This is a genomic window from Vasconcelosia minhoensis LEGE 07310 (assembly GCF_015207255.1).
Lineage (GTDB): Bacteria > Cyanobacteriota > Cyanobacteriia > Phormidesmidales > Phormidesmidaceae > Vasconcelosia > Vasconcelosia minhoensis.
In genome coordinates this window covers 1-23621 of sequence record NZ_JADEXG010000046.1, presented here as the reverse complement: position 1 = coordinate 23621, position 23621 = coordinate 1, and the positions used below count along the sequence as shown (strand labels likewise).

At 56.6% G+C, this 23621-nt stretch carries 13 protein-coding genes and 1 pseudogene; 10 read left to right on the top strand and 4 right to left on the bottom strand.

Annotation, left to right across the window (positions count from 1 at the left end; translation table 11 throughout):
- Positions 1 to 102 precede the first annotated feature (102 nt).
- Complete coding sequence (locus IQ241_RS17415; protein ID WP_193909601.1) at positions 103 to 4062, top strand: DNA-directed RNA polymerase subunit beta'; 3960 nt, start codon at positions 103 to 105, stop codon at positions 4060 to 4062.
- Between the two features lie 86 nt (positions 4063 to 4148).
- Here the strand turns inward: IQ241_RS17415 and IQ241_RS17410 are convergent, their stop codons facing one another.
- Positions 4149 to 4907 carry an ROK family protein gene (locus tag IQ241_RS17410; RefSeq protein WP_193909599.1) on the bottom strand — a complete coding sequence of 253 codons (759 nt, stop codon included), beginning with the start codon at positions 4905 to 4907 and terminating at the stop codon, positions 4149 to 4151.
- 281 nt (positions 4908 to 5188) lie between these two features.
- Here IQ241_RS17410 and IQ241_RS17405 point away from each other — a divergent pair, with 281 nt between their 5' ends.
- A complete protein-coding gene (locus IQ241_RS17405; RefSeq protein ID WP_193909633.1) occupies positions 5189 to 5806 on the top strand; it encodes a glycoside hydrolase family protein in 618 nt (205 codons plus the stop codon).
- Here IQ241_RS17405 and IQ241_RS17400 read toward each other — a convergent pair.
- The 3 genes from IQ241_RS17400 to IQ241_RS17390 all read right to left on the bottom strand — a co-directional run bounded on the left by IQ241_RS17400 (position 5800) and on the right by IQ241_RS17390 (position 9275).
- Positions 5800 to 6894: an anthranilate phosphoribosyltransferase family protein gene (locus IQ241_RS17400; protein WP_193909597.1), complete on the bottom strand. Its 1095-nt coding sequence runs from the start codon at positions 6892 to 6894 to the stop codon at positions 5800 to 5802. The genes IQ241_RS17405 and IQ241_RS17400 overlap by 7 nt on opposite strands.
- Before the next feature lie 9 nt (positions 6895 to 6903).
- A complete protein-coding gene (locus IQ241_RS17395; RefSeq protein ID WP_193909596.1) occupies positions 6904 to 7842 on the bottom strand; it encodes a LysR family transcriptional regulator in 939 nt (312 codons plus the stop codon).
- Positions 7843 to 8000: 158 nt separating this feature from the next.
- On the bottom strand, positions 8001 to 9275 hold the full coding sequence (locus tag IQ241_RS17390; RefSeq protein ID WP_193909594.1) for a HEAT repeat domain-containing protein: 1275 nt from the start codon (positions 9273 to 9275) through the stop codon (positions 8001 to 8003).
- A gap of 616 nt (positions 9276 to 9891) precedes the next feature.
- Between IQ241_RS17390 and IQ241_RS17385 the strand changes: the two genes are divergently transcribed.
- The 8 genes and pseudogenes from IQ241_RS17385 to IQ241_RS17350 all read left to right on the top strand — a co-directional run bounded on the left by IQ241_RS17385 (position 9892) and on the right by IQ241_RS17350 (position 23612).
- Positions 9892 to 11469 carry a ferredoxin--nitrite reductase gene (locus IQ241_RS17385; protein ID WP_193909592.1) on the top strand — a complete coding sequence of 526 codons (1578 nt, stop codon included), beginning with the start codon at positions 9892 to 9894 and terminating at the stop codon, positions 11467 to 11469.
- Positions 11470 to 11582: 113 nt separating this feature from the next.
- A complete protein-coding gene (locus tag IQ241_RS17380) occupies positions 11583 to 13160 on the top strand; it encodes an MFS transporter (protein WP_193909589.1) in 1578 nt (525 codons plus the stop codon).
- Positions 13161 to 13268: 108 nt separating this feature from the next.
- A complete protein-coding gene (locus IQ241_RS17375; RefSeq protein WP_193909587.1) occupies positions 13269 to 15491 on the top strand; it encodes a molybdopterin oxidoreductase family protein in 2223 nt (740 codons plus the stop codon).
- A 145-nt stretch (positions 15492 to 15636) separates the two neighbouring features.
- Positions 15637 to 16098, top strand: coding sequence for a phosphate-starvation-inducible PsiE family protein (locus IQ241_RS17370; RefSeq protein WP_193909585.1), 462 nt, complete (start codon positions 15637 to 15639; stop codon positions 16096 to 16098).
- A 276-nt stretch (positions 16099 to 16374) separates the two neighbouring features.
- A pseudogene (locus IQ241_RS26635) lies at positions 16375 to 19394 on the top strand (BPTD_3080 family restriction endonuclease).
- Between the two features lie 46 nt (positions 19395 to 19440).
- Positions 19441 to 19650, top strand: a complete 210-nt coding sequence (locus IQ241_RS17360) for a type II toxin-antitoxin system HicB family antitoxin (protein WP_193909583.1) — start codon at positions 19441 to 19443, stop codon at positions 19648 to 19650.
- Positions 19651 to 19660: 10 nt separating this feature from the next.
- Complete coding sequence (locus IQ241_RS17355; protein WP_193909581.1) at positions 19661 to 19873, top strand: type II toxin-antitoxin system HicA family toxin; 213 nt, start codon at positions 19661 to 19663, stop codon at positions 19871 to 19873.
- A 706-nt stretch (positions 19874 to 20579) separates the two neighbouring features.
- Positions 20580 to 23612 (top strand): site-specific DNA-methyltransferase, encoded by a 3033-nt coding sequence (locus tag IQ241_RS17350; RefSeq protein ID WP_193909579.1) that lies wholly within the window; start codon positions 20580 to 20582, stop codon positions 23610 to 23612.
- The last annotated feature ends 9 nt before the right edge of the window (positions 23613 to 23621 follow it).

The following is a 23621-nucleotide window of genomic DNA, read 5'->3' as shown; positions in this document are numbered from 1 at the left end:
GAGCCGCAGTTCTGAGCCGAGCAGGCAAGCTGAAACCATCGTTCAGCCGCTATTGACCGACACCGACCGACACCGAACAGAAATTGAGGGCGAAGAGACAGCATGGCAGAGCAAGCCGAACAAACCAATCCCGTTGTTTTTATCAACCGGGTGATCGACAAAAAGCAGCTTAAGAAGCTGGTTTCCTGGTCGTTTGAACATTATGGAACGGCCCGGACAGCCCAGATGGCTGATGAGCTCAAAGGCTTAGGCTTTGAGTATGCGACTCGGGCTGGGGTTTCCATCAGCATCGAAGACCTACGGGTGCCGCCGACCAAGCGACAGCTGCTGGAGTCGGCTGAGGATGAGATTCGGGCTACCCAGGAGCGCTATACCCGAGGTGAGATCACCGAAGTTGAGCGCTTCCAAAAGGTAATTGATACCTGGAATGGCACCAGCGAGGAGCTGAAGGACGAAGTCATTCGCAACTTCAAGGAAAATAACCCGCTCAATTCGGTCTATATGATGGCCTTTTCGGGGGCTCGCGGCAATATTTCCCAGGTGCGCCAGCTGGTGGGTATGCGCGGCCTGATGGCTGACCCCCAAGGCGCGATTATTGACCAGCCAATTAAAACCAACTTCCGCGAAGGGCTGACGGTAACGGAATATGTGATTTCGTCCTACGGCGCTCGTAAAGGGCTAGTTGATACCGCCCTGCGAACGGCGGACTCAGGCTACCTAACCCGGCGGCTGGTCGATGTCTCTCAGGATGTGATTATCCGGGAGTTTGACTGCGGCACCGATCGCAGCATCCCGCTAACCAGCATGACCGACGGTGAGCGGGTGCTGATTCCCCTCTCGGATCGGCTGCTGGGCCGGGTGCTGGCTGAAGATGCCGTTCATCCCCAGACTGGAGAAGTGGTGGTGCCGCGCAACCAGCCCCTGTCTGACGATATGGCGACGGCCGTCTATGAGAGCGGCATTAAAGAGGTGATGGTGCGCTCTGCGCTCACCTGCGAGGCAGCTCGTTCAGTCTGTCAGCACTGCTATGGCTGGAGTCTGGCCCACTCCCACCTGGTCGATCTGGGTGAGGCCGTGGGGATTATTGCGGCTCAGTCGATTGGCGAGCCCGGCACTCAGCTGACCATGCGGACCTTTCACACGGGCGGCACCTTTACGGGCGAAGTGGCCCGCCAGATTCGAGCCCCTCGGGACGGCCAGATCAAGCTGCCGCCGCAGCTGCGCAGCCGTGCCTTCCGCACCCGCCACGGGGAAGATGCACTGGTGATTGAAGCTAACGGCAAGATCGCGATCGCGGCCAACGGCAAAGACCACTCTGTGTCGATTCCCCAGGGCGCAATCCTATTCTCCCTGGATGGCGACACTGTCCAGAAAGGCGACCTAATCGCCGAGCTGCCGAGCATGAGTCGGATGCGTAAGATCACTGAAAAGGCCAGCAAGGACGTCACCTCCGACCTCTCTGGAGAAGTGGTCTTTGCCGGCCTGGTACAGGAAGAGAAGAAAGACCGGCAGGGCAATACGACTCGCCTGGCCCAGCGGGGCGGGCTGCTGTGGGTGCTCTCGGGCGAGGTCTATAACCTACCGCCTGGCGCTGAACCGGTGGTCAAGAACGGCGACGCGATCGCCGCTGACGGCATCTTAGCCGAAACCAAGCTGGTCACCGAACGGGGCGGCGTAGTCCGGCTACCCGAAGGGAGCACGGACAGCAAGGGCGGCCGCGAGGTCGAAATCATCACCGCGTCGGTGCTGCTCGACCAGGCCCAGGTCAGGATGGAGAGCGGCCAGGGTCGGGAGCATTACTTCGTGGAAACCTCCGGCGGCCAGCGCTTTTCGCTGATTGCGACGCCGGGGACCAAAGTCGCTAATGGCCAGGTAGTCGCTGAGCTGGTAGACGATCGCTATCGCACCCAGACCGGCGGCATTATTAAGTTCTCTGGGGTTGAGGTCGCCAAGCGCGGCAAGGCTAAGCAGGGCTATGAGGTAACTAAAGGCGGCACGCTGCTTTGGATTCCTGAAGAGGCCCACGAAATCAACAAAGACATTTCGCTGCTGCTGGTTGAAGACGGTCAGTATGTCGAAGCGGGCACCGAAGTCGTCAAAGACATCTTCTGCCAGACGAACGGCGTGGTTGAGGTGACCCAGAAAAACGACATCCTGCGGGAAATTGTGATTAAGCCGGGCGACATTCACATGGTGGACGTACCGGAAGAGGGCGAAAGCAAGCACGAATCGCTGGTTAGTGCGGGTGAAGAGGTGATGCCGGGCGTCGTAGCGGCTGACCTACGCTATGTCGAATATGTCGAAACGCCTGAGGGGGCAGCGCTGCTGCTGCGGCCCGTGCAGGAGTTTGTTGTCCCCGATGAGCCAGCGGTGCCCAGTCAGGACTCGGTCAGCGATAGCGGTGACAACTCGATTCGGCTGAGGGCGCTACAGCGCATTGTCTACAAAGACGGTGAGCGGGTCAAATCGGTCGAGGGGCTGGAGATTTTACGCACCCAGCTGGTCCTGGAAATCGACGATGAGGCGACCCAGCTGGCAGCGGATATCGAGCTCATGCCTGACGAAACCGACGATGAGCTGATGCGGCTACAGCTGGTGATTTTAGAGACGCTGACGGTCCGCCGTGACGTGTCTGCCGACCAGACCCAGGGCCGCACCCAGACCCGGCTGCTGGTCGAGGATGGCCAGACAATTGAGCCCGGTGCAGTCGTTGCTCGCACCGAAATTCAGAGCAAAGAGGCGGGCGAAGTTCGCGGTATCCGCGAAGGAACCGAGGCGATTCGGCGAATTTTGGTGGTGCGCGATGCCGACCGGCTGATCATTGATACCCAAGGGCAGCCGACCCAGGTTGCCGTGGGCGACTTTATCGTCGATGAAACTGAGGTGGCGGCCGGTATCAGCTCGCCTGAGTCAGGCCGGGTGGTGGCAGCCCGCGAGGGTCAAATCGTGCTGCGAGTAGCCCGTCCCTACCGGATCTCAACCGGGGCGGTCCTGCATATTGAAGATGGGGATCTGGTGCAGCGGGGGGACAACCTGGTGCTGCTGGTATTTGAGCGAGCCAAGACCGGGGACATCATCCAGGGCCTGCCGCGAATCGAAGAGCTGCTGGAGGCCCGCAAGCCTAAGGAAGCCTGCGTGCTCGCAGAGCGCCCCGGCGTTGCCCAGGTGGTTTACGGCGACGACGAAACCGTTGAGGTCAAGGTGGTCGAGGCTGACGGCGTGACAACGGACTATCCGATCGGACCAGGGCAAAACGTAATTGTGTCTGACGGTCAGCAGGTGGCCGTTTCTGAAGCGCTGACCGACGGCCCGGCTAACCCGCACCAGATTCTGGAGTCCTTCTTTAAGTACCACCGCGAAAGCCAGGGCGCTCACGGAGCGGCGATGGTCAGCCTGCAGCAGGTGCAAAACTTCCTGGTGAACGAGGTGCAGTCGGTGTATCAGTCCCAGGGGATTGATATCTCTGACAAGCATATCGAGGTGATTGTGCGTCAGATGACCTCCAAGGCGCGGGTCGAAGACGGCGGCGATACCACTATGTTGCCTGGTGAGCTAGTCGAAATTCGTCAGATTGAGCAGGTGAATGAGGCCATGTCAATTACCGGCGGTGCCCCGGCGGACTATACGCCGGTCCTGCTGGGGATTACCAAGGCATCGCTGAATACCGACAGCTTTATCTCGGCGGCCAGCTTTCAGGAAACGACTCGCGTCCTGACCGAAGCGGCAATCGAGGGTAAGTCCGACTGGCTGCGCGGGCTGAAGGAAAACGTCATCATTGGCCGCCTGATCCCGGCCGGGACGGGCTTTAATGCCTATGAAGAACCGTCGTCGCCAGAGGTCGATACCTCCTTTGACGGCACTTTCTTAGACAACGACCTATCTCTCCAGGACATGGTGCTAGACGATCGCACGGCCCGCGCCTACGATCGCGAAGGCGGTCTGGAAATGCTCTCGGGTAACGGCATGGTCGGTAGTGCGGAGGACGAGAGCGGGGCTGACTCGGGCCTGCCGTCCATGATTAGCGACGATGCGCTGATCGATGATGACAGCTCGGCTCCTTAGCTCTCGCGCCGCTTTCCGTCTCATCTAAGCTCACCATAGAGCCCCGTCGTCACTGACGACGGGGCTCTATGACATACCCTGTCAGGCTAGTCCCGCCAGAGGGCAATTCCCCCAAGCAGTCCTAAAATGTTGGGTACCACAGTCACCTGCTCGGGCAAATCGACCTGAATCTTACTGGCTTCGCCGCCGCCAATGTAGAGATGGTCGTAGTTGAACAGCTTTTCGAGCGCAGCGATCGCTTTCAGCAAACGCTGCGACCAGCGTTTAGCGCCTATTTTTTCAAGCGCCGCCCGGCCCAGCTGGGCCTCGTAGGTCTCTCCCTTGCGAAAGCGATGGTGAGCCATCTCCAAATTCGGCACCAGCCGCCCCTCGGTAAATAGGGCCGAACCAAATCCCGTTCCCAGGGTCACTACCAGCTCCACCCCCTGTCCGGTTACCGCGCCCATGCCCTGCATGTCGGCATCATTGGCAACCCGCACAGGACAGCCAAGCTGACGGGCCAAGGCCGCGCCAAGGTCAAATTCAACCCAGCTTGAATCGAGGTTGACGGCGGTAAAAATGACGCCGCGCCGGACCACGCCAGGAAACCCGACGGAGACTCGGTCGAAGCTGCCCTGCTGGGACGTCAGGCCTGCGATCGCGGCTAGCATTGCCTTTGGGGTAGCAGGACTGGGGGTTTTCGCCCGCCCTCGCTCAGTCAGCGGCTGACCCGCCGGGTCGAGGACAATCGCCTTGACCCCGCTACCGCCAATATCAATTGCCAGAGTTTTCAGAATGGCCGTTTTGGACGCCGATTCGGGCGCGGCACTAGGGATGCTAGACCGATTTTCTTCACCTGACGACATGGTGCAACCTCTTACACAGAAACGGACATGGACGGCCCGTCGCTATTTCTAATCTACAGCGCATTCTGCCCGGGTTGGCTGAGTTTACGAAACTCCCACCGCTTTTTCATAGGGGTAGCCCGACCCCCTGGGCAGATCGGGAACAGTCTGGTTAAAATCTGAACAGCTTCAAGCGGACGGCGTTTTCTGTGGAATCATCCCCAAAGTCAGCTGCGGATCGATCGAAGGGTGTTCGCGCTGGCGGTCGCGAGGATCACGGTCCGCTGCTGCTGACGGCGCTGATGTTCCTGATGGTTGTGATAATTTTGTACCGCTGGTCGTCTGACCCCAGGGGACGAGGGCCGGAAAATCCGGACTGGGTAGACTCGCCAGTGCCGCTCGTCATGACCGGAGGCGATCCCTACATTCGCGCTCTGATGCGGACCATCTCTGCGGCAGAGTCGAATACGGCTAATCCCTACTATCTGCTCTACGGCGGGGCGCGAGTCCAGGACCTCAGCCACCATCCCGACGACTGCGTTGAAATCGTCACCGGCCCCAACCTGGGGGACTGTACAACGGCGGCGGGGCGATATCAGTTTTTATCGACCACCTGGCATGACAAGGCAGCAAAATATCATCCCCACCCGCCTGGATGGTACGCGATTTGGGGCGACTACGACTTTTCGCCGGAGTATCAGGATGAGGTCGTCTACTACTGGCTGATAGATAAGTCAGCCTGGGGCACAGACCTGTCGCAGCAGCTGCGACAGGGACAGCTAGAGACGGTGTTAGCAATACTGTCTGGCACCTGGACCAGTCTGGGCTATGGAATCGAATCTAACAGCATGTCGGCCTATTTGCCGAAGATCTATGCCGACATGCTGGCCGAAGAGCTGGGGCAAGAATTAGCTCAGTGAGCGGTAAGCAAATCGGTTTGAGGGGCGCAGTCTGCGATCGCGCCCCTGACCTCGGCCAGCTTGGCCCGCACCGCACCCGCCTGGAGCAGGTTCTCGGCCTGTTTGAAACCAGCTTCGATCGTCGGCGTCGCGCCGCAGCGCCAGAGGTAGAAGCCCGCATTCCAGACCACGGAAGTCATTAGCGGCCCCGGCTTGCCCTGAAGGATGACCTGAAAGGTATCTGTCAGCTCCGGCAGCGACAGTAAATCGGGATCGGCTCCTTCAAAGCCGTAGTCTCGGGGATGCAAGAGCAGACGCTCAAAATTGAGTTCGCCGTTTCGGAGCTGACCGAGTCCGATGATGGCTGTGCGGCTGCGGGCCAGATCGCAGCTGCCCTCTAAGCCCTTGACCGTGGTGAAGAAGGGCGTCTGACGCAGCTGAAAGGTGATCTGCGTCCGGTCTTCCGTCGGCGGATGGACAAAGCCGCTGACCAAATGGCTGTTATGGGCACTGCTGGGGTAGGGCGACCACATCAGCTCAACGGTAGCAAAGGGGGGGCGCTTGCCAATCTGGTCACGGTAGGGCACCATGGCCTGGGCCGTAGGAAAGTGATGGGGCAGGTAGACAAACCCCAGCCCGGTGGTCTCCAGCACCTGCTGTACCTGCGTTAAGGTCAGCCGCTCCCAGGCTAGGCCCAGCCCTTGCCAGACCTCAATCAGCGGCAGTCCCAGCTTGGTCGGCATCCGATCGCCGCCGTGCAAAATGGCGGGCGCGCCTGCCGCTGCAAGCGTTAGCGCCGTGATCGGGCTGACCGGAGCGGTGCGCGTCCGCCCGTCGTAGGGCGAATTGAAAATTGTCACCGGATAGTCAGCCGTAATCAGGGCCAGCTGCGGTCCCAGGCTGTCGTAGCAGTCCAGCATGCCGGCCAGCTCCACGGGGGTAGGACGCTTGATCCGATGGGCAATCATGAAGGCACCAATCTGAACCGGGGTGGCTTCTTCCTTGAGCATCATGCGAGTCGCGATCGCGGCTTCCTCACGGCTGAGATCGGTCGAGGTATGGCTGCCGCTGCCGACCTTTTTTAACAGATCTCGGAAAACCCTGCTCATCCGCCCGCCTCAGCTCGCCGCCAGCAGCACAGGCGTGCTGTTAAACTGCTGAAAGCCTTCTTCTACCAGCTCCTGCACCAGATCGCAGAATTTGCGGATGGGGGGAATGCTCAGCCGGTCGTGGGTCGTGACCAGCACGACCTTGCGCAGCAGCAAGGGGTCGGCCGTTCGGCGCACGGCTAGCCCCGAGTCGAGGTAGCTCTCCGTCAGCGCCGACTGCGGCAGCAGGGCCACCATGTCGCCCTGGCGGACAATCCCGCGAAAGGCGTCTAGGGTATTCAGTTCCAGCGCGGCCTTGAGCTCGGCACCGCTGTCCTGAAACTGCTTTTGCACCAGTCGCTGCATCCCATAGCCATCCTTGAAGACGACCTGGGGATACTGCGCGATCGCGGCCCAGGGCACAGCCTGGTACTGGGTGAGCGGATGGTTAGCCGCCATCAGCACCTCCACCGGCTCTTCATAGAGCGGGATTACGACCATTTCCTGATTGCTGGTGAGCAGCGGATTGTGCATCACAATCGCCACATCGACTAGGCCATCGCGCAGCACCTTGAGGGAGCGATCGCTGCCTAGAGCCGTCACCCGCAGCTGCACGTTGGGGTAGCTCTCACAGAACTGAGTGATAATGGGCGGTAGAAAGTGTGAGCATACCGAGTGAATGCCAGCGATACAAAGCTCGGGCTGTTTACCCGCCACCAAATCAGAAATTTCTTGGTTAGCCTGCTGCCACTCCATGCAAATTCGCCGCGCCCGGGGCAGCAGCCGCTCACCGCCCACCGTCAGTTTAGCCTGGGCCGTCCGATGAAAAACGACCGTCCCCAGCTCTTCTTCTAAGCCCTGAATCTGCCGGCTGACCGTGGACTGAGTCACCCCACAGCGCCGTGCCGCCGCCTGGAAGCTACCCGTTTCCGATACCGCTAGAAATGCCTGCAGCTGCTCTAATCGCATAGTGTTGTTCGTAGGGTTGTGAATGCCGAGGGCTCAACCGGACAAAATTTATTAAACTGATTGAGTTTACGCTAATTGCAAGGCCCCTTTTGGTAAGGTTTGATACCGGCAACGGCTTCGGGCGATTGCCTTGGCCAATCGCTTTGGGAGATCTACGCCTACCAAAACTTGAGGCCGTCCTCTAGCCCAGCTTTTAGTTTTGCTGACAGGTCAGGCTGCTGAAGCTGCTGCCGCAGGCGCTGGGGCGCCGTTTGCGGAACGAGCTGACGCAAGGCGGCGATGATATGCAGCCGCAGTCTGGGCTCGGTCTCGTCTAGATGCCTGATTAAACTGTCGGCAGCCTGGGTCGCATTCAGACGGGCCAATCCTAGAACAACCGCCTGCTTCAGCACTAGCGGCTGCTCCCGAAAGGCGGGCTGCTCAAGGTAGTTCAGCAGGTCTGCCGCCGCCGCCGCCTGCAGCTCGGGCTGGGTAAACTGGCTGAGCGCTCCGACGGCCTCACAGCGAACCGCGATCGCGCTCTCCGCCAGATCCAGATCCTTGGTCAAAACCCGACTCAGGTAGTCCAGCGCCAGGCTGTGCTCTATCCAACCCAGCGCCCGAACCGCCGCGACCTGAAGCGACTCCGACCGAGCTGGGTGTAGGAGGCTCTCACCCAACACCTGAACCGCGGCTTTACTGCCGGTTTGACTGCTGTCTCGACTGCCCAGCCGCCCAATCGAGACAGCGGCTGCAGTACTGACCGGAAGGTTGGGATTGGCTAAACAGGGGGTAAGCGCCGCTAGCAGGTCATAGCGCGGCAGCAGATCGGGTCGGCGACCCAGGGCGGCCACCGCTTCCCGCTGCGGTTGACTATCGGGGTCGGCCAGCGCGCCTAGCAAAATTGGCGTCACCCGCGGGTCGTGAAAGCTGCCTAGCGCTTCAATCGCCAGACTACGCAGGGCAGGCTCGGGGTCAACGGCGATCTTCAGCAGCGGCTCTATCGTACTCACGCTGCGAATTTTGGCTAGGGCTCTAGCGGCTAAGGGGCGCTGCTCAGGCTGGTCGAGCAGATCGGTGAGGGCGGCAACGGCGGTTGGTCCCATTTCCGCCAGGGTACTGGCCGCAATCTCGCTTAGCTCGGTTTCGTCTGTCTGCACCATGAGCTTAGCAATCGCGGCAACGACGGCCGGCTGGTTGAACTTGCCCAAGATGCGAATGATAAACCAGCGAGCCTCGGTGTCTAAGTCGCCATAGTGCAGCTGCCAGATCAGGGGCGCGATCGCGACTTTTCCCAGGTCGGGGAACTGCTTAGCCAGATCCCAACGGGCTTGAAAATCTCCGGCGACCAGTTGTTCAAACAAAGCGTCAAACTCGGCTGTAGTGATGGCCTGGAACGACGCGATCGCAGCTGGCGCAGAATCTTGGGCAGAACAATGGGTAGAGGGCCGCATAGAAAAATCTAGCTCCGGAGACAGCAGGTCAATAACTTCTGGACAATAGTTTATTCATTAACTTTATCGTTTATCACCAACCGCCGATCGATCGATGCAAATAATCAGTCTGTTCCATGCAGTAAGAGCATATAGAGTGGCTCTACGGGCTTGAAAAATTAGCTCGCCATCGACCAGGCGAATATCGAATGTGCAAAGGTTGCGAACGTCCAATCCAACCTTGTCACCAATATACGCATAGGATTTATGCAAAAAACGTATCGAAGGCAAAAAAACGTATCAACGCATACAAATCATCTTGGCATTCTTGCCTAATCTAGGCACAACTCGACAGCAAGCGAGTTTGAGAAACTCCTGAAGCGGTTCCTTATAGGTGTGTTTGGTAGGTGCAAAGGGATGTTTTTAAGTTTGCACCTACCTCTTTTTAAAGCTGAATAAGCTGAGCGTCAGTAAACCAAAAATAGTTAACGTCTTAATTTCTTTTGTCAGTTGTTTAGTTGAGTCATTTAGTTTTTGTCAAATAATATAAAAACTTGTTTTTAGAGAGATTGAGCATTGCAAAAAATAAGCATCGCTTTATAGTTTTAGTTAATGTCAAATTTTGATAGGTAAGGCTGTGGCTAGTTCATCAACCGATACGAAAACTAAAAAGAATAAGTATGAAAGGTTTAAGGACGAAAAAGACGGTTTAGCCGTTAGAGACGAGCTTGAAAAGTTTGCCGAGATGGGCTGGGAGGCGGTTGACGAGACTGACCTAACCCAGCGGCTGAAATGGCTAGGTGTCTTTTTTCGCCCGGTTACGCCAGGCAAGTTTATGCTGCGAATGCGGATGCCCAACGGCGTGCTTTCCAGCCATAAGATGCGAGTTCTAGCCGGAATTGTGCAGCGCTACGGCGATGACGGCAGTGGCGACATCACCACCCGCCAGAATATCCAGCTGCGCGGCGTGCGACTAGAGGACGTACCCGATATATTTGAACGGCTAGAGCAGGCGGGGATGACTTCGGTGCAGTCCGGCATGGATAACGTGCGTAACATTACCGGCTCGCCCGTCGCCGGGATCGATGCCGAAGAGCTGATCGACACCCAGGGTCTGGGGATCATGGTGCAGGACATGATCACCGGCAATGGCAAGGGCAACTATGAGTTTACTAACCTGCCGCGCAAGTTCAACATTGCCCTCGAAGGCAGTCGGGACAATTCAATCCACGCCGAGATCAACGACATCGCCTTTATTCCGGCCTATCGAGACGGCGAGATTGGCTTCAACGTGCTGGTCGGCGGATTCTTTTCATCCAAGCGCTGTGCCGCAGCGGTACCGCTCGATGCCTGGGTGCCCCCGAATGAAGACGTGGTGGAGCTCAGTCGGGCTATTCTCACTGTTTACCGAGACCACGGGCTGCGGGCCAATCGACAGAAGTCGCGGATGATGTGGCTGATTGAAGAATGGGGCATGGATAAGTTCCGCGAGGCGGTCGAGGCCGAGTTTGGTAAATCCTTGGCCCCTGCCGCGCCGGAGGATGAGATTACCCAAGAAGCGAAGCGCGACCACATCGGCGTTTATCCTCAAAAGCAGCCGGGACTCAACTATGTGGGCCTACTGGTGCCGGTGGGCCGCCTCCAGGCCGAAGATATGTTTGACCTGGCTCGCCTGGCGGAGGTTTACGGCAATGGCGAAATTCGGCTGACGGTCGAGCAAAACGCCATTATCCCCAACATCCCCGACTCCCGGCTGGCGGCGTTTCTGGAAGAGCCGCTGGTCCAGAAGTTCTCAATCGAGCCAACGCCCCTGGTGCGGAAACTGGTATCCTGCACCGGCTCCCGGTTCTGCAACTTTGCCATCATCGAGACCAAGCAGCGGGCACTCGCGATCGCGCAGCAGCTTGATGCCGAACTCGACCTGCCCGAGCCGGTGAGAATTCACTGGACGGGCTGCCCCAACTCCTGCGGCCAGCCCCAGGTGGCCGATATTGGCCTGCTGGGCACCAAAACCCGCAAAAGTGGCGACGTGGTCGAGGCGGTCGATGTCTATATGGGTGGCAAAGTCGGCAAAGACGCCGAGCTGGGCAGTCGAGTCATGAAGGGGATCGCCTGCGAGGACCTGCCCGGGGTGCTGAAGGATCTGCTGACGGAGAATTTTGGCGCCAAACCCAGCGCCGCTCCCCAGCGGAATGGCTCGGTTCAGTCCGTCTAGAGATCTGGCCGATTTCTAGCGTCGTCCCAGTCGCCTGGGGCGAAAAAAAAGCCCGTGCTGGAACACGGGCTCTCAAATCAAGAAATGTTTACCTATCTGGGAGATTAACATAAATGCTTGGAGAAATATGGTCCTTTTCGGGACGCTACAAGATCCTTCACATGACCTGGTTTGCCTTTTTCCTCACGTTTGTGGTCTGGTTTAACCTAGCTCCGCTTGCGACCGCACTCCAGGAAGATTTTGGCTTAGAGGTGGCGCAGATTCGTACCCTGGCGATCTGCAACGTGGCGCTAACCGTTCCCGCCCGGATCATGATCGGCATGCTGTTGGACCGATATGGTCCTCGTCTAACCTTTTCGCTGCTGCTGATCTACGCGGCAATTCCCTGTATTGCTTTTGCCTCAGCCCAGACCTTTGGACAGCTAGTCATCAGCCGCTTAGCCCTTAGTATCGTTGGGGCGGGATTTGTGATTGGCATTCGGATGGTCGCTGAGTGGTTTCCACCCAAGGAGATTGGTTTAGCCGAAGGCATTTATGGCGGCTGGGGTAATTTTGGCTCGGCGTTTTCAGCGTTTACCCTAGTGACTGTTGCAACGGCTCTAAGCTTTTTCCCGGGTTCTTTGCAAGTTGCAGACGGCCCCTTGCTAAACTGGCGCATGGCAATCGCGCTCACCGGCGTGATTGCGGCCTTATATGGAATTTTATACTACGCTAGCGTGGAAGATACGCCGCCGGGTAAGGTCTATCAGCGGCCGACCAGCGCCAGAGGTTTAGAAGTTACGACGATTCGCGATTTCTGGTTTCTGATGATTATGAATGCGCCGCTGACGCTTGTTCTGATGCTGCTGGCCTGGCGCTTGTCTAACGTCGGTTTCTTTTCCCCCACTGCTTTCATCATCGCGCTGATAGCCCTATTGGGTCTCTACCTGTTCCAGGCTTACAATTGCTGGGTTGTGAATAAAGACCTGCTGGCGGGTCGCAAGCGCTATCCGGCAGAGGACCGATACAAGTTCAAGCAGGTAGCTATTCTAGAGCTGACCTATATCGTCAACTTCGGCTCTGAGCTGGCAGTGGTGTCGATGCTGCCCGCCTTTTTTGAAGGTACCTTCGGCCTGAGTAAGGAATTCGCGGGGATGCTTGCCGCCAGCTATGCCTTTATGAATCTGGTCGCCCGTCCCAGCGGCGGTCTGATTTCCGATAAGCTGGGCAGCCGTAAAACGACGATGGCGATTCTCACCCTCTGTATGGGCGTTGGCTACCTGGTCATGGGCACAATTCCGGCGGTTCGCGATTCCCTCGGCGGCAGCGGCGGCTTCATGATTGCCCTGGCGGTGGTGATGACGATGGTCTGCTCCTTCTTTGTCCAGGCGGGTGAGGGATCGACCTTTGCGCTGGTGCCGCTGGTGAAGCGTCGGGTTACGGGTCAGGTGGCGGGTAACGTCGGTGCCTATGGAAACGTTGGTGCAGTCGCCTACCTGACGCTGTACAGCTTGCTCCCAGACGGCGACGCGGGTAACCAAATTTTCTTCCAGACGCTAGGCGTAGCGGGGCTAGTTGTGGCTTTCCTCTGCTTCTTCATTCTGGAAGAACCCAAAGGGTCCTTTGCAGAAATGCATGAGGGCGAAGAGGCCCCCGGCGCTATTGGCCATCCGGCACCCGTGGCAGACGACCAGTCGGCGCCGCTCTATTAAACGGATAGGCGAGCCTACCTGAATCGTTGAACCCAGTGGGGTGGGTAGCGCCGAAGCGTTACCCACTCTGCTTTGTTTTTTTAGATTGACTACAAGTGAAGTACCGCTATGAAACCTGCTAAAACGCTTTGCCCCTACTGTGGTGTCGGCTGTGGTCTAGAAGTGCTGCCGCCAGCTCGGCCCGGACGCCCGGTGAATCGCGACGGCGAGGGCAATCCCATTTGGCAGGCCAGGGGAGATCGCGACCATCCTTCTAGCAAAGGCAAGGTCTGTGTGAAAGGCGCGACGGTGGGCGAGTCGCTCGACCGGGATCGGTTGAAATACCCGATGCTGCGAGAGTCCCTCGACCAGCCGTTTAAACAGGTGACTTGGGAAACGGCATTTAGCCGGATTGTGCAGGAAATTCAGCAGGTCCGAGCTGAGCGCGGCCCCGAAGCCATCTGCATGTACGGTTCGGGGCAGTTTCAGACCGAGGATTATTACGTTGCCCAAAAGCTGCTGAAGGGCTGCCTGGGGACTAACAATTTTGACGCGAATTCGCGCCTCTGCATGGCTTCTGCCGTGGCAGGCTATATCAAGAGCTTTGGCTCTGACGGCCCGCCCCCCTGCTACGACGACCTGGAGAAAACCGACTGTGCCTTTCTGATTGGCACCAATACGGCAGACTGCCATCCAATTATCTTCAACCGGCTGCGCAAGTACCACAAAAAAAATAAGCGTAAGGTAAAGCTGATCGTCGTCGATCCGCGCCGGACCGATACGGCTAAGGAAGCCGATCTGCATCTGGCAATTCGACCCGGCAGCGACGTGGCTTTGCTCAACGGCATCGCTCATCTGCTGCTTCAACGGGGCCGCCTCGATGCCGCCCTGATTGATGACTGCACAACCGGCTTTAGCGACTATGCCGAACTGGTACAGCATTACCCGCCGGAGCGCACCGCAGAAATCTGCGACATCTCCGTCCAGGAGCTGGAAACGGCGGCGGACTGGTGGGGCCAGTCCAAGCACGTGCTTTCACTCTGGTCGATGGGGATGAATCAGTCGATCGATGGTACTGCCAAAGTGTGCTCGCTGATTAACCTGCACCTGATGACGGGGAATATTGGTAAGCCTGGAGCGGGACCCTTTTCGCTGACCGGCCAGCCCAACGCCATGGGTGGGCGCGAAGCTGGGGGACTGTGCCATATTCTACCGGGCTACCGGGTGATCAAAAATGCCAAGCATCGGCGGGCGATTGAGCAGGGCTGGCAGCTGCCTGAAGGCAGTATTGCACCACAGCCGGGACTGGCGGCCTGGGATATGATGCTGGCGTTAGAGCGCGGCGAAGTGGGTCTGTTCTGGGTAGCTGCAACCAATCCGGCGGTGAGTATGCCCGACATTGAGCGAACTAAGGCTGCCCTCAGCCGGTCGCCCTTTACCATCTGCCAGGACGCTTACTACCCGACTGAGACGGCAGCCTATGCCCATCTGCTGCTGCCCGCTGCCCAATGGGGTGAAAAGACCGGCACGATGACCAATTCTGAGCGGGTGGTCACCCTCTGCCCGGCCTTTCGGCAGCCGCCTGGGGAGGCCAAGGCAGACTGGGAAATCTTTGCCGAGGTGGGACGGCGGCTTGGTTTTGGCCCCCAGTTTGACTTTCAGGACGCAGCCCAGGTGTACCGGGAATTTGTTTCGCTGACGGCGGGGCAGCTCTGCGATATGACTGGGCTCAGCCATGACCAGCTCGCCAAAGGCCCGGTTCAGTGGCCCTACCCAGCGACAACCTGCGCTGAGACCGCGGCCGATAAGTTTGACAAGCGGCTCTATACCGATTTGCGATTTGCCACTGAGGACGGCCGTGCCCGGTTTCATCCCTTCCATGCTAAAGGGCTGGCTGAACCCCCTGACCCTAGCTATCCCTTTGTACTGACAACGGGGCGGCTCTATGGTCACTGGCATACTCAAACCCGCACCGGGCGAATTGAGAAAACGGCTGAGATGCATCCCCATCCGGTTTTAGAAATCAATCCCCGCGATGCCCAGAAGCTGAAAATTCAGTCAGAGGAGTGGGTTGAAGTGCGATCGCGCCGAGGCTATGCCCGGCTGCCGGTTTTGGTCACCCAGAATATTGCTCGCGGTACGGTTTTTATGCCGATGCACTGGGGCTTTCTCTGGGCCAATCAGGCCGAGGTCAATGCCCTCACCCACCCAGAGGTCTGTCCGATGTCGCTACAGCCTGAGCTCAAGGCCTGCGCTGTGCAGCTGACGGCCATTCAGAAACCGGAGGATGCGGACGAGAGCCAGACGGTGCCGCATACCCTGCCGAATTTACAGACGGTGAATGCGCCCTAGAAAGCGATGGGGTAGGGGAGTGATGGGGTAGTGGGGTTAGCGCCCGGATTTTTTGGAGGCGTCCTAAATCCAATCGGATTTGCTACCTATTGAACCGGTCCTGGTGATGCTCTAGGCTTAGACCATCGTTCTAGAGCAGGCAGTTATGAGCGGGTTCCAAAAACTGGTGCGGCGGGTCCGCTGGCAGCTCAGCGATCGCGGTTTTGTCAAAGGACTGGGCAAGTTTGAGGAACTCACGGCCAAAATTCTCTCTATTGCCATGGTGGTCGTGGTGATGGTGACCATTGTCGATTTGATTTTGTTTCTCTCGACATCGCTGTTTAACCCCAGTCCTGCTGGCTTTTTTAGTACGACCCTGAGCGAGATTTTCGGCCTGTTTCTCAGCGTTCTAATTGCCCTAGAGATTTTAGAGAATATTACCGCCTACCTGAAGCAGCATGTGGTGCAGGTCGAGCTGGTGGTCGTCACTTCACTGACGGCGGTGGCGCGGAAGATTATTATTCTGGATTTAGAAAAAGTGTCTGGGGTGAGTTTGATTGGACTCGCGATCGCGATTCTCTCCCTCTCCATCAGCTATTGGATTGTCAGACGGGTCCACCGGAGGTGAATTGAGTAACGACTAATTGCTGTCAAGCAGACAAACCATAATAGGCGTTTTTCTGATCTGTAGACGTAAGCCGTATAGGTAGCATATCAACAGATAATTAGGACTTCGAGCTTTGATACAAAGGATTTTGGCGAGCTAGAAATTCACTTATCTTCCTGCATTGAGCTGGCTTTTCTACCTTCTGATGAGAATGCAAATTGACTGTTATGGAATCTTCCTTTGGGGGTAAGTTAGCCTATGTTTAGGCAATTTCGAGGGTACTGATAGCATAAATTTATGTCTCAATTCTTTGACAAGCCGATTCTCAATTCCCCTTACGAATACCCTTCGCAGCGTTGGGAGCTAGATGCGGAGGGTCAGCCGACCAATCGAATCGTAGCCAGCCGGCGCCCGGCTGAGTTTATTACGACAATCCCCAAGCCTAAGAAGCGGAAGCAGTCTCAGGCGGAGCAGCAGGCGCTGGCGCTGTTTGACACGGTGGGCATTTCTGACGAGTCCCAGACCTACGATCTGTCGATGTTCATCAACAGCGTGCGGGAGAAGGTCAATGCCTGGCGGCAGCTGCCTAACCCGCAGAATTGGAAGGTGACGCCTGAGACGGCTCGGCTGCTTCAGCACTGGCGGCACCATGGGTTTCAGTCGATTCGGCCCTTTTTCTGTCAGATTGAGGCGGTGGAGACAGCGATCTGGCTGGCGGAGGTCGCGCCTAAAAGTAGTCAGAAGGAGCGAGCCTTCCTAGAGCACATTGCCAGCGTAAACGAGGAGGCGAACCCCGCCCTGCTGCGGACGGCGCTGAAGCTGGCGACTGGCGCAGGAAAAACTACGGTGATGGCAATGCTGATCGCCTGGCAGACGGTGAATGCGGTGCGCCATCCCCAGAGCAGTCGATTTACCCGAGGCTTTCTGGTCGTGACGCCGGGGATTACCATTCGCGATCGCCTCCGCGTTCTCCAGCCCAATGACCCAGACAGCTACTACGCCAGTCGTGAACTGGTGCCCAGCGACCTGCTGGCCGATTTGCAGAAGGCCAAGATCGTCATCACCAACTATCACGCCTTTAAGCTGCGGGAGCGGATGCAGCTGGCTACCGGTACCAGAAAGCTGGTGCAGGGCCGAGGACCAGAGCTGGACACGCTAGAAACCGAGGGCCAGATGCTTCAGCGGGTAATGCCGGAGCTAATGGGGATGAAAAATATTCTGGTGCTGAATGATGAGGCCCATCACTGCTATCGGGAGAAGCCAGATACGGACGATGTGTCTGACCTCAAGGGCGACGATAAGGACGAGGCTAAGAAAAATAACGAAGCGGCCCGTCTCTGGATTTCTGGCATTGAGGTGGTGAAGCGCAAGCTGGGGGTGCAGAAGGTCTATGATCTCTCCGCAACGCCGTTCTTTTTGCGCGGGTCGGGCTATGTTGAGGGGACTTTGTTTCCCTGGACGGTGAGCGACTTTTCTCTGATGGATGCGATCGAGTGCGGCATTGTCAAGCTGCCGCGCGTGCCCGTAGCGGACAACTTGCCAGGGGGCGAGATGCCCAAGTTCCGCAATTTGTGGGAGCACATTCGAACGCGGATGCCGAAGAAGGGGCGCGGCAAGGCCAAGACGCTAGACCTCTGAGCCTGCCTGCGGAACTACAAACAGCCCTCGAAGCCCTCTATGGCCACTACCAAAAGACCTTCGAGCTGTGGCAAGCACAGGCCATTGAGGTGCCGCCGGTATTCATTGTGGTGTGCAACAACACCTCTACGTCAAAGCTGGTGTACGACTTCATCTCTGGTTTTGACCAGGTGAGCGATGACGGCAAAGTGATTCCCCAAAAGGGTCGCCTCGCCCTGTTTTGCAATACCGACGACTATGGCAACCCGTTAGCGCGGCCCCGCACCCTGCTGATTGACAGCGAGCAGCTGGAGTCGGGCGATTCCCTCGATAAAAACTTTCGGGCAGCCGCTGCGGATGAGATTGACCGCTTCCGCTATGAAATCGGCCAGCGGGAGGGGGCAGCGGCGATGGAAACGCTTTCTGACCAGGACCTGCTGCGGGAGGTGATGAACACCGTGGGTAAAGTAGGCAAGCTAGGCGAATCCATTCGCTGTGTGGTGTCGGTGTCGATGCTCACTGAGGGCTGGGATGCCAATACCGTCACCCATGTGCTGGGCGTGCGCGCCTTTGGGACCCAGCTGCTGTGTGAGCAGGTGATTGGTCGCGCTCTGCGGCGACAGTCCTACGAGGTCAACGAAGAAGGCAAATTCAATGTGGAGTATGCTGATGTGCTGGGCATCCCCTTTGACTTCACCGCTAAGCCGGTCATTGCTAAAATTCAGCCTCCGGCTAAAACCATCCATGTCTGCGCCGTGCGGCCCGATCGCGACTCGCTGGAAATCACTTTTCCTAGGGTCGAGGGCTATCGGGTGGAGCTGCCGGATACGCGCCTGACGGCTGAGTTTGGTGAAGACGCGCTGCTGGAGCTAACGCCCAATCTAGTAGGGCCTTCAATTACTCGCAACGAGGGCATCATCGGTGAAGGCGTGGATCTCAACATTGAACATCTGGAGAAGATGCGGAAATCGACCATCCTGTTTCACCTGACCAAGCGGTTGATCTACACCAAGTATCGCGATCCCGGTGAGGAGCCGAAGATGCACCTGTTTGGTCAGCTCAAGCGGATTGCCCACCAGTGGATGAAGGGCTACCTGCGCTGCACCGGCGGCACCTATCCAGCTCAGGTGCTTTATCAGGAGATTGCTGATATGGCCTGCGATCGCATCCGCAAAGCCATTACCGAAGCAATCGTCGGCGATAAGCCAATTAAGGCGATTCTGGATGCCTATAACCCCGTCGGCTCTACGGTCCATGTGAATTTCAATACGTCGAAGCAGGCCCGCTGGAAGACGGACCCGCGTCGCTGCCATGTGAACTGGGTGGTGCTGGACAGCGACTGGGAATCAGAGTTTTGCCGCGTGGCGGAAGCGCATCCGCGCGTGCGAGCCTATGTGAAGAATCACAATCTGGGGCTGGAGGTGCCCTATCTCTACGGCTCTACGCCCAGGAAGTATCTGCCAGACTTCATCGTCCAGGTAGAGGATGGCCGCCCCGATCCGCTAAACCTGATTGTGGAGATCAAGGGCTATCGGGGCGAAGATGCTAAAGATAAGGCCAGCACGATGCAGAGCTACTGGATTCCGGGTGTCAATAACCTGGGCAGCTATGGCCGCTGGGACTTTGCCGAATTTCAGGCGGTGTTTGAGATTGAGTCAGAATTTAATCAGGTGGTCGAAGCAGCGGTGGGTGGTGGGTAGTAATTAGTGAATAGAATAATCCATATAAAGAGTGAGGAAAAGCGCCATGATTATTCGAGCCGTAATCGAGTGGGATGAAGAATCCCAAACCTACTCTGCTACCTGCCCAGAACTGAATTTTGTATCTTCCTTTGGTGATACCAAAGATGACGCCATCGCCAATCTCAAAGACGCTATCCAGTTACTGCTAAAGCCGATTCCTGATGAATTTTTAGAGGGCAACAGTTCAAAGGAAGTGATCGAACTGGCACTGTAATGGAGTTTGCATGTCTTCTAAAACCCCTCGACTAACGGCTAAACAAGCGATCAAGCAACTCAAGGTTGCCGGATTTGTCGAAGCCTCCCAAACGGGCGCCCATCTCAAGCTATTCAATGCTGAAACCCGACGTACCGCCATCGTGCCAGTCCATAGCAAAAAAGTTATTCCCATCGGCACTCTCAAAGCTATCGAGAAACAAGCCGATATCCAGTTTTCGTAACGCGCTTTCTTGCTTACCATTCCCTCCCCCACTCAACATTACCCACTCAAAACCATGCTAAAAAGCTACGAAGCCATCTACGAAAAGGTCAGTTCAAATGCAGCAATTCCAAATTCCAACTTGCAGACATACATTTTGCCCCAATTGGGAACGAGGTTACTGGGTTCCAGCTATTCAGACTCGCTAGCCCGATTTGACCATGATTTGAGGCGAACGATAAATCAAGGGTTTCGGATGTCCTTAGTCTGGAATTTGGAATTACTGGTTCAAATGGCTCACTGAAGATCACGAACTCAAAACTGCGCGGGTGATCGTCACTGTGCTAGAAGAAACAACCCCAGAATCAGAGCATCTGTTTAAAGCTAAACAGGCCGCTCTGGCACTTGCTCAGTTAGGGGGTTCCGAGCCTGAAATTGAGGATATTCCACGTCGCCGGAGGACCCAGATGCCAATTATGGTTGATACATTGCTGACGACCTCAACCTGTCTGCTCCACTGCCCTGAAGCTTTAAATTGCTAAAACTATGCCTAAGAAAACCTCAAACACAATGATGCTGCCCGAAAGCATCTCCCGACCGTAGAGGATCCCCCCTAGCCCCCCTTGGGAAGGGGGGAACCGGAGCTCAAAGTCCCCCTTCTTAAGGGGGATTTAGGGGGATCTCCCCCAGCTTTCACCCAAGTTTTCTAGACCACCATAGGCACCGTTATGGCACCCAAAAAATCCAAGGCAGCATCACCGAAGCAAGTCAAAACCCTCAAGCACGACGATGCCACCCGCAAGAACATTCCCACGGCGGAGTATCAGTCGGTGATGGCGGCGGATGAGCGCAGCCCAATCCAGGTGGCCTATGAACGCCGCAACCGCGACCTCGACCCGCAGCTGGTGTGGCGCGGCAAGGATGAGCAGGACTGGAGTGATCTGGTGGTGAGTGCGCCGCCGCTCTACATCCAGGAGAAGGTGCATCCGAAGGTGCTGATCGATGACCTGATGCAGCGCACGGAGTCGCGGCAGGATGCCCAGCTTGACCTGTTTGCCGATTTCAACGGTATCCCCGATGAGGCACAGGGGACGGAGTTTTACCAGCACGATGCCCACTGGACGAACCGGATGATTTTGGGCGATAGCTTGCAGGTGATGGCGAGCTTGGCGGAACGGGAAGGGCTGCGGGGGAAGGTGCAGTGTATTTATCTCGACCCGCCCTATGGGATTAAGTTCAACTCGAATTTTCAGTGGTCAACGACGAGCCGGGATGTGAAGGACGGTAAGACGGATCACATTACGCGGGAACCGGAGCAGGTGAAGGCGTTTCGGGATACCTGGCGGGATGGGATTCACTCGTATTTGACCTATCTGCGCGATCGGTTGATGGTGGCGAGGGATTTGTTGAGTGATAGTGGATCGATTTTTGTGCAGATTGGTGATGACAATGTACATTCTGTCCGTTGCATTCTTAATGAAGTATTTGGCGAACAGAATTTTGTATCTCAGATATCATTCAACACAAAAATTCCACTCGGAAGCAAGTTTTTAATGGGTGTCAATGATTATATACTATGGTTTTCAAAGTCTATTGACTGTTTAAAGTATCGACAGATATATCTAGAAAAAGAGACAGAAGACAGCAATGAGTTTAGTCTTTTGCAATTTTCAGACGGAACCCATAGGAGAATCTCGAAAGAGGAAAAGCTGGTTAACAATCGTGAGGCCAGAGTCTTTCAAAGAATGGACTTGATGGCTACCGGTTATGCTAGCAGCAGTGACTATCCAATACATTTTCATGGCGAAATATTTAATCCTACAAGGAGAAGCTGGAAAACGAATGAATCCGGAATGAATCGCGTATTACTAGCCAATAGGGTCCTAAAATTGGGGAAAGGGATTCGATTCAAATCATTTTTAGATGACTATCCAGTCAGCCAACTAACAAACGTATGGACAGAGACAGCAGGTGGCTTCTCTGAGCAGAAAATATATGTGGTTCAAACTGCCACAAAAGTTGTTCAGAGATGTCTTTTAATGGCTACCGATCCTGGAGATCTTGTGCTTGATCCAATGTGTGGTTCTGGCACCAGTGCCTACGTCGCTGAACAATGGGGACGCCGCTGGATCACCATCGACACCTCTCGCGTTGCCCTCGCCCTCGCCCGTGCCCGCATCATGGGTGCCCGCTATCCCTACTACCTGCTTAAGGACTCCCCGGCTGGGCAGGAGAAAGAAGCAGAGTTGAAGGGTGGCAAGTTGTTAGTGGCTAGTGGCTTGTCTGGAGACCAATCGCAACCCACAAACCACCAGCCACCAACCCACAACTCCATTCGCCAAGGCTTTGTCTACGATCGCGTCCCCCACATCACCCTTAAAGCCATTGCCAACAACGCCGAAATCGACGTGATTTGGGAGCAATATCAGCCCCAGGTTGAGCAAGCCTTAGCCGACCTCAACGCCGCCCTTTTGGGCCACAGCAAACCCTACCCCGTCACCACCGGCGGCAGAGAAGGCAAAAAAATCGACTTCACCGCCAGCGGCACGGTCAAGCTGCCCTCCGGCGAAGACGCCCCCGCCAACGCCCTGCTGGAATGGGAAGTCCCCCGCGAGATCCCTAGCCACTGGCCACCAGCCACTCACACCCCCCATTCCGCCTTCTTGCAAGCCCGCATTGCCCGCCAAAAAGAGATCGATGCCTCCATCGCCGCCAGCGCCGACCAGGAATTTCTCTACGACAAACCCTACGAAGATAAATCCATTGTTCGCGTCGCTGGCCCCTTCACCGTCGAAAGCCTCTCCCCCCACCGCGTCCTCGCCGTAGACCAAGACGACGAGCTGATTGACCCCAACGTCACCAATCCAGACCGCAGCAGCGAAGAAGCCGACTTCGCCAGCGTCATCCTCGAAACCCTCAAGGTAGCTGGCGTTCAGCAGACCGACAAAAGCGACAAAATCAGCTTTACCACCCTCACCGGCTGGCCCGGTGACTACATCTGCGCCGAGGGACGATACATCGAAGGCGACAGCGACACCGAAAAACGCGCGGGCATCTTCATTGGCCCCGAATTTGGCACCGTCTCCCGCCTTGATTTGGTAGATGCCGCCAAAGAAGCCGGGGATGCCGGGTTTGATGTCGTCATCGCCTGCGCCTTCAACTACGACGCCCACTCCTCAGAATTCAAAAATCTGGGCCGCATCCAAATTCTCAAAGCCCGCATGAATGCCGATCTCCACATGGCCGACACCCTTAAGAACACTGGCGCAGGCAACCTCTTTGTCATCTTCGGCGAACCCGACATTGACATCGACGAAGTCGAGGACGACAAGATTCAGGTCACCATCCACGGCGTTGATGTCTTTCATCCCCAGTCCGGTGAGGTGCGGGCCAGCGATACGGATGCTATAGCCTGCTGGTTCATCGACACCGACTACAATGAAGAAAGCTTCTTCGTCCGTCACGCCTACTTCCTCGGCGCGAACGACCCCTACAAGTCCCTAAAAACCACCCTCAAAGCTGAGATCGACCACGAAGCTTGGGAAAGCTTATACAGTGAGACCTCTCGCCCGTTTGATAAGCCAAAGTCAGGCCGCATCGCCGTCAAGGTGATCAATCACCTCGGCGACGAAGTCATGAAGGTGTTTAAACCGCGTCTAGGAAGAGACCCGGAGTTTTTCGACAACAGGGTCGAGCTGAGTCGAGACCCAAAGGCGTTGAGAAAGAGCAATCGGGTCGTCGTTGAGTCTGTGTTGAAATAGTTCAACTTG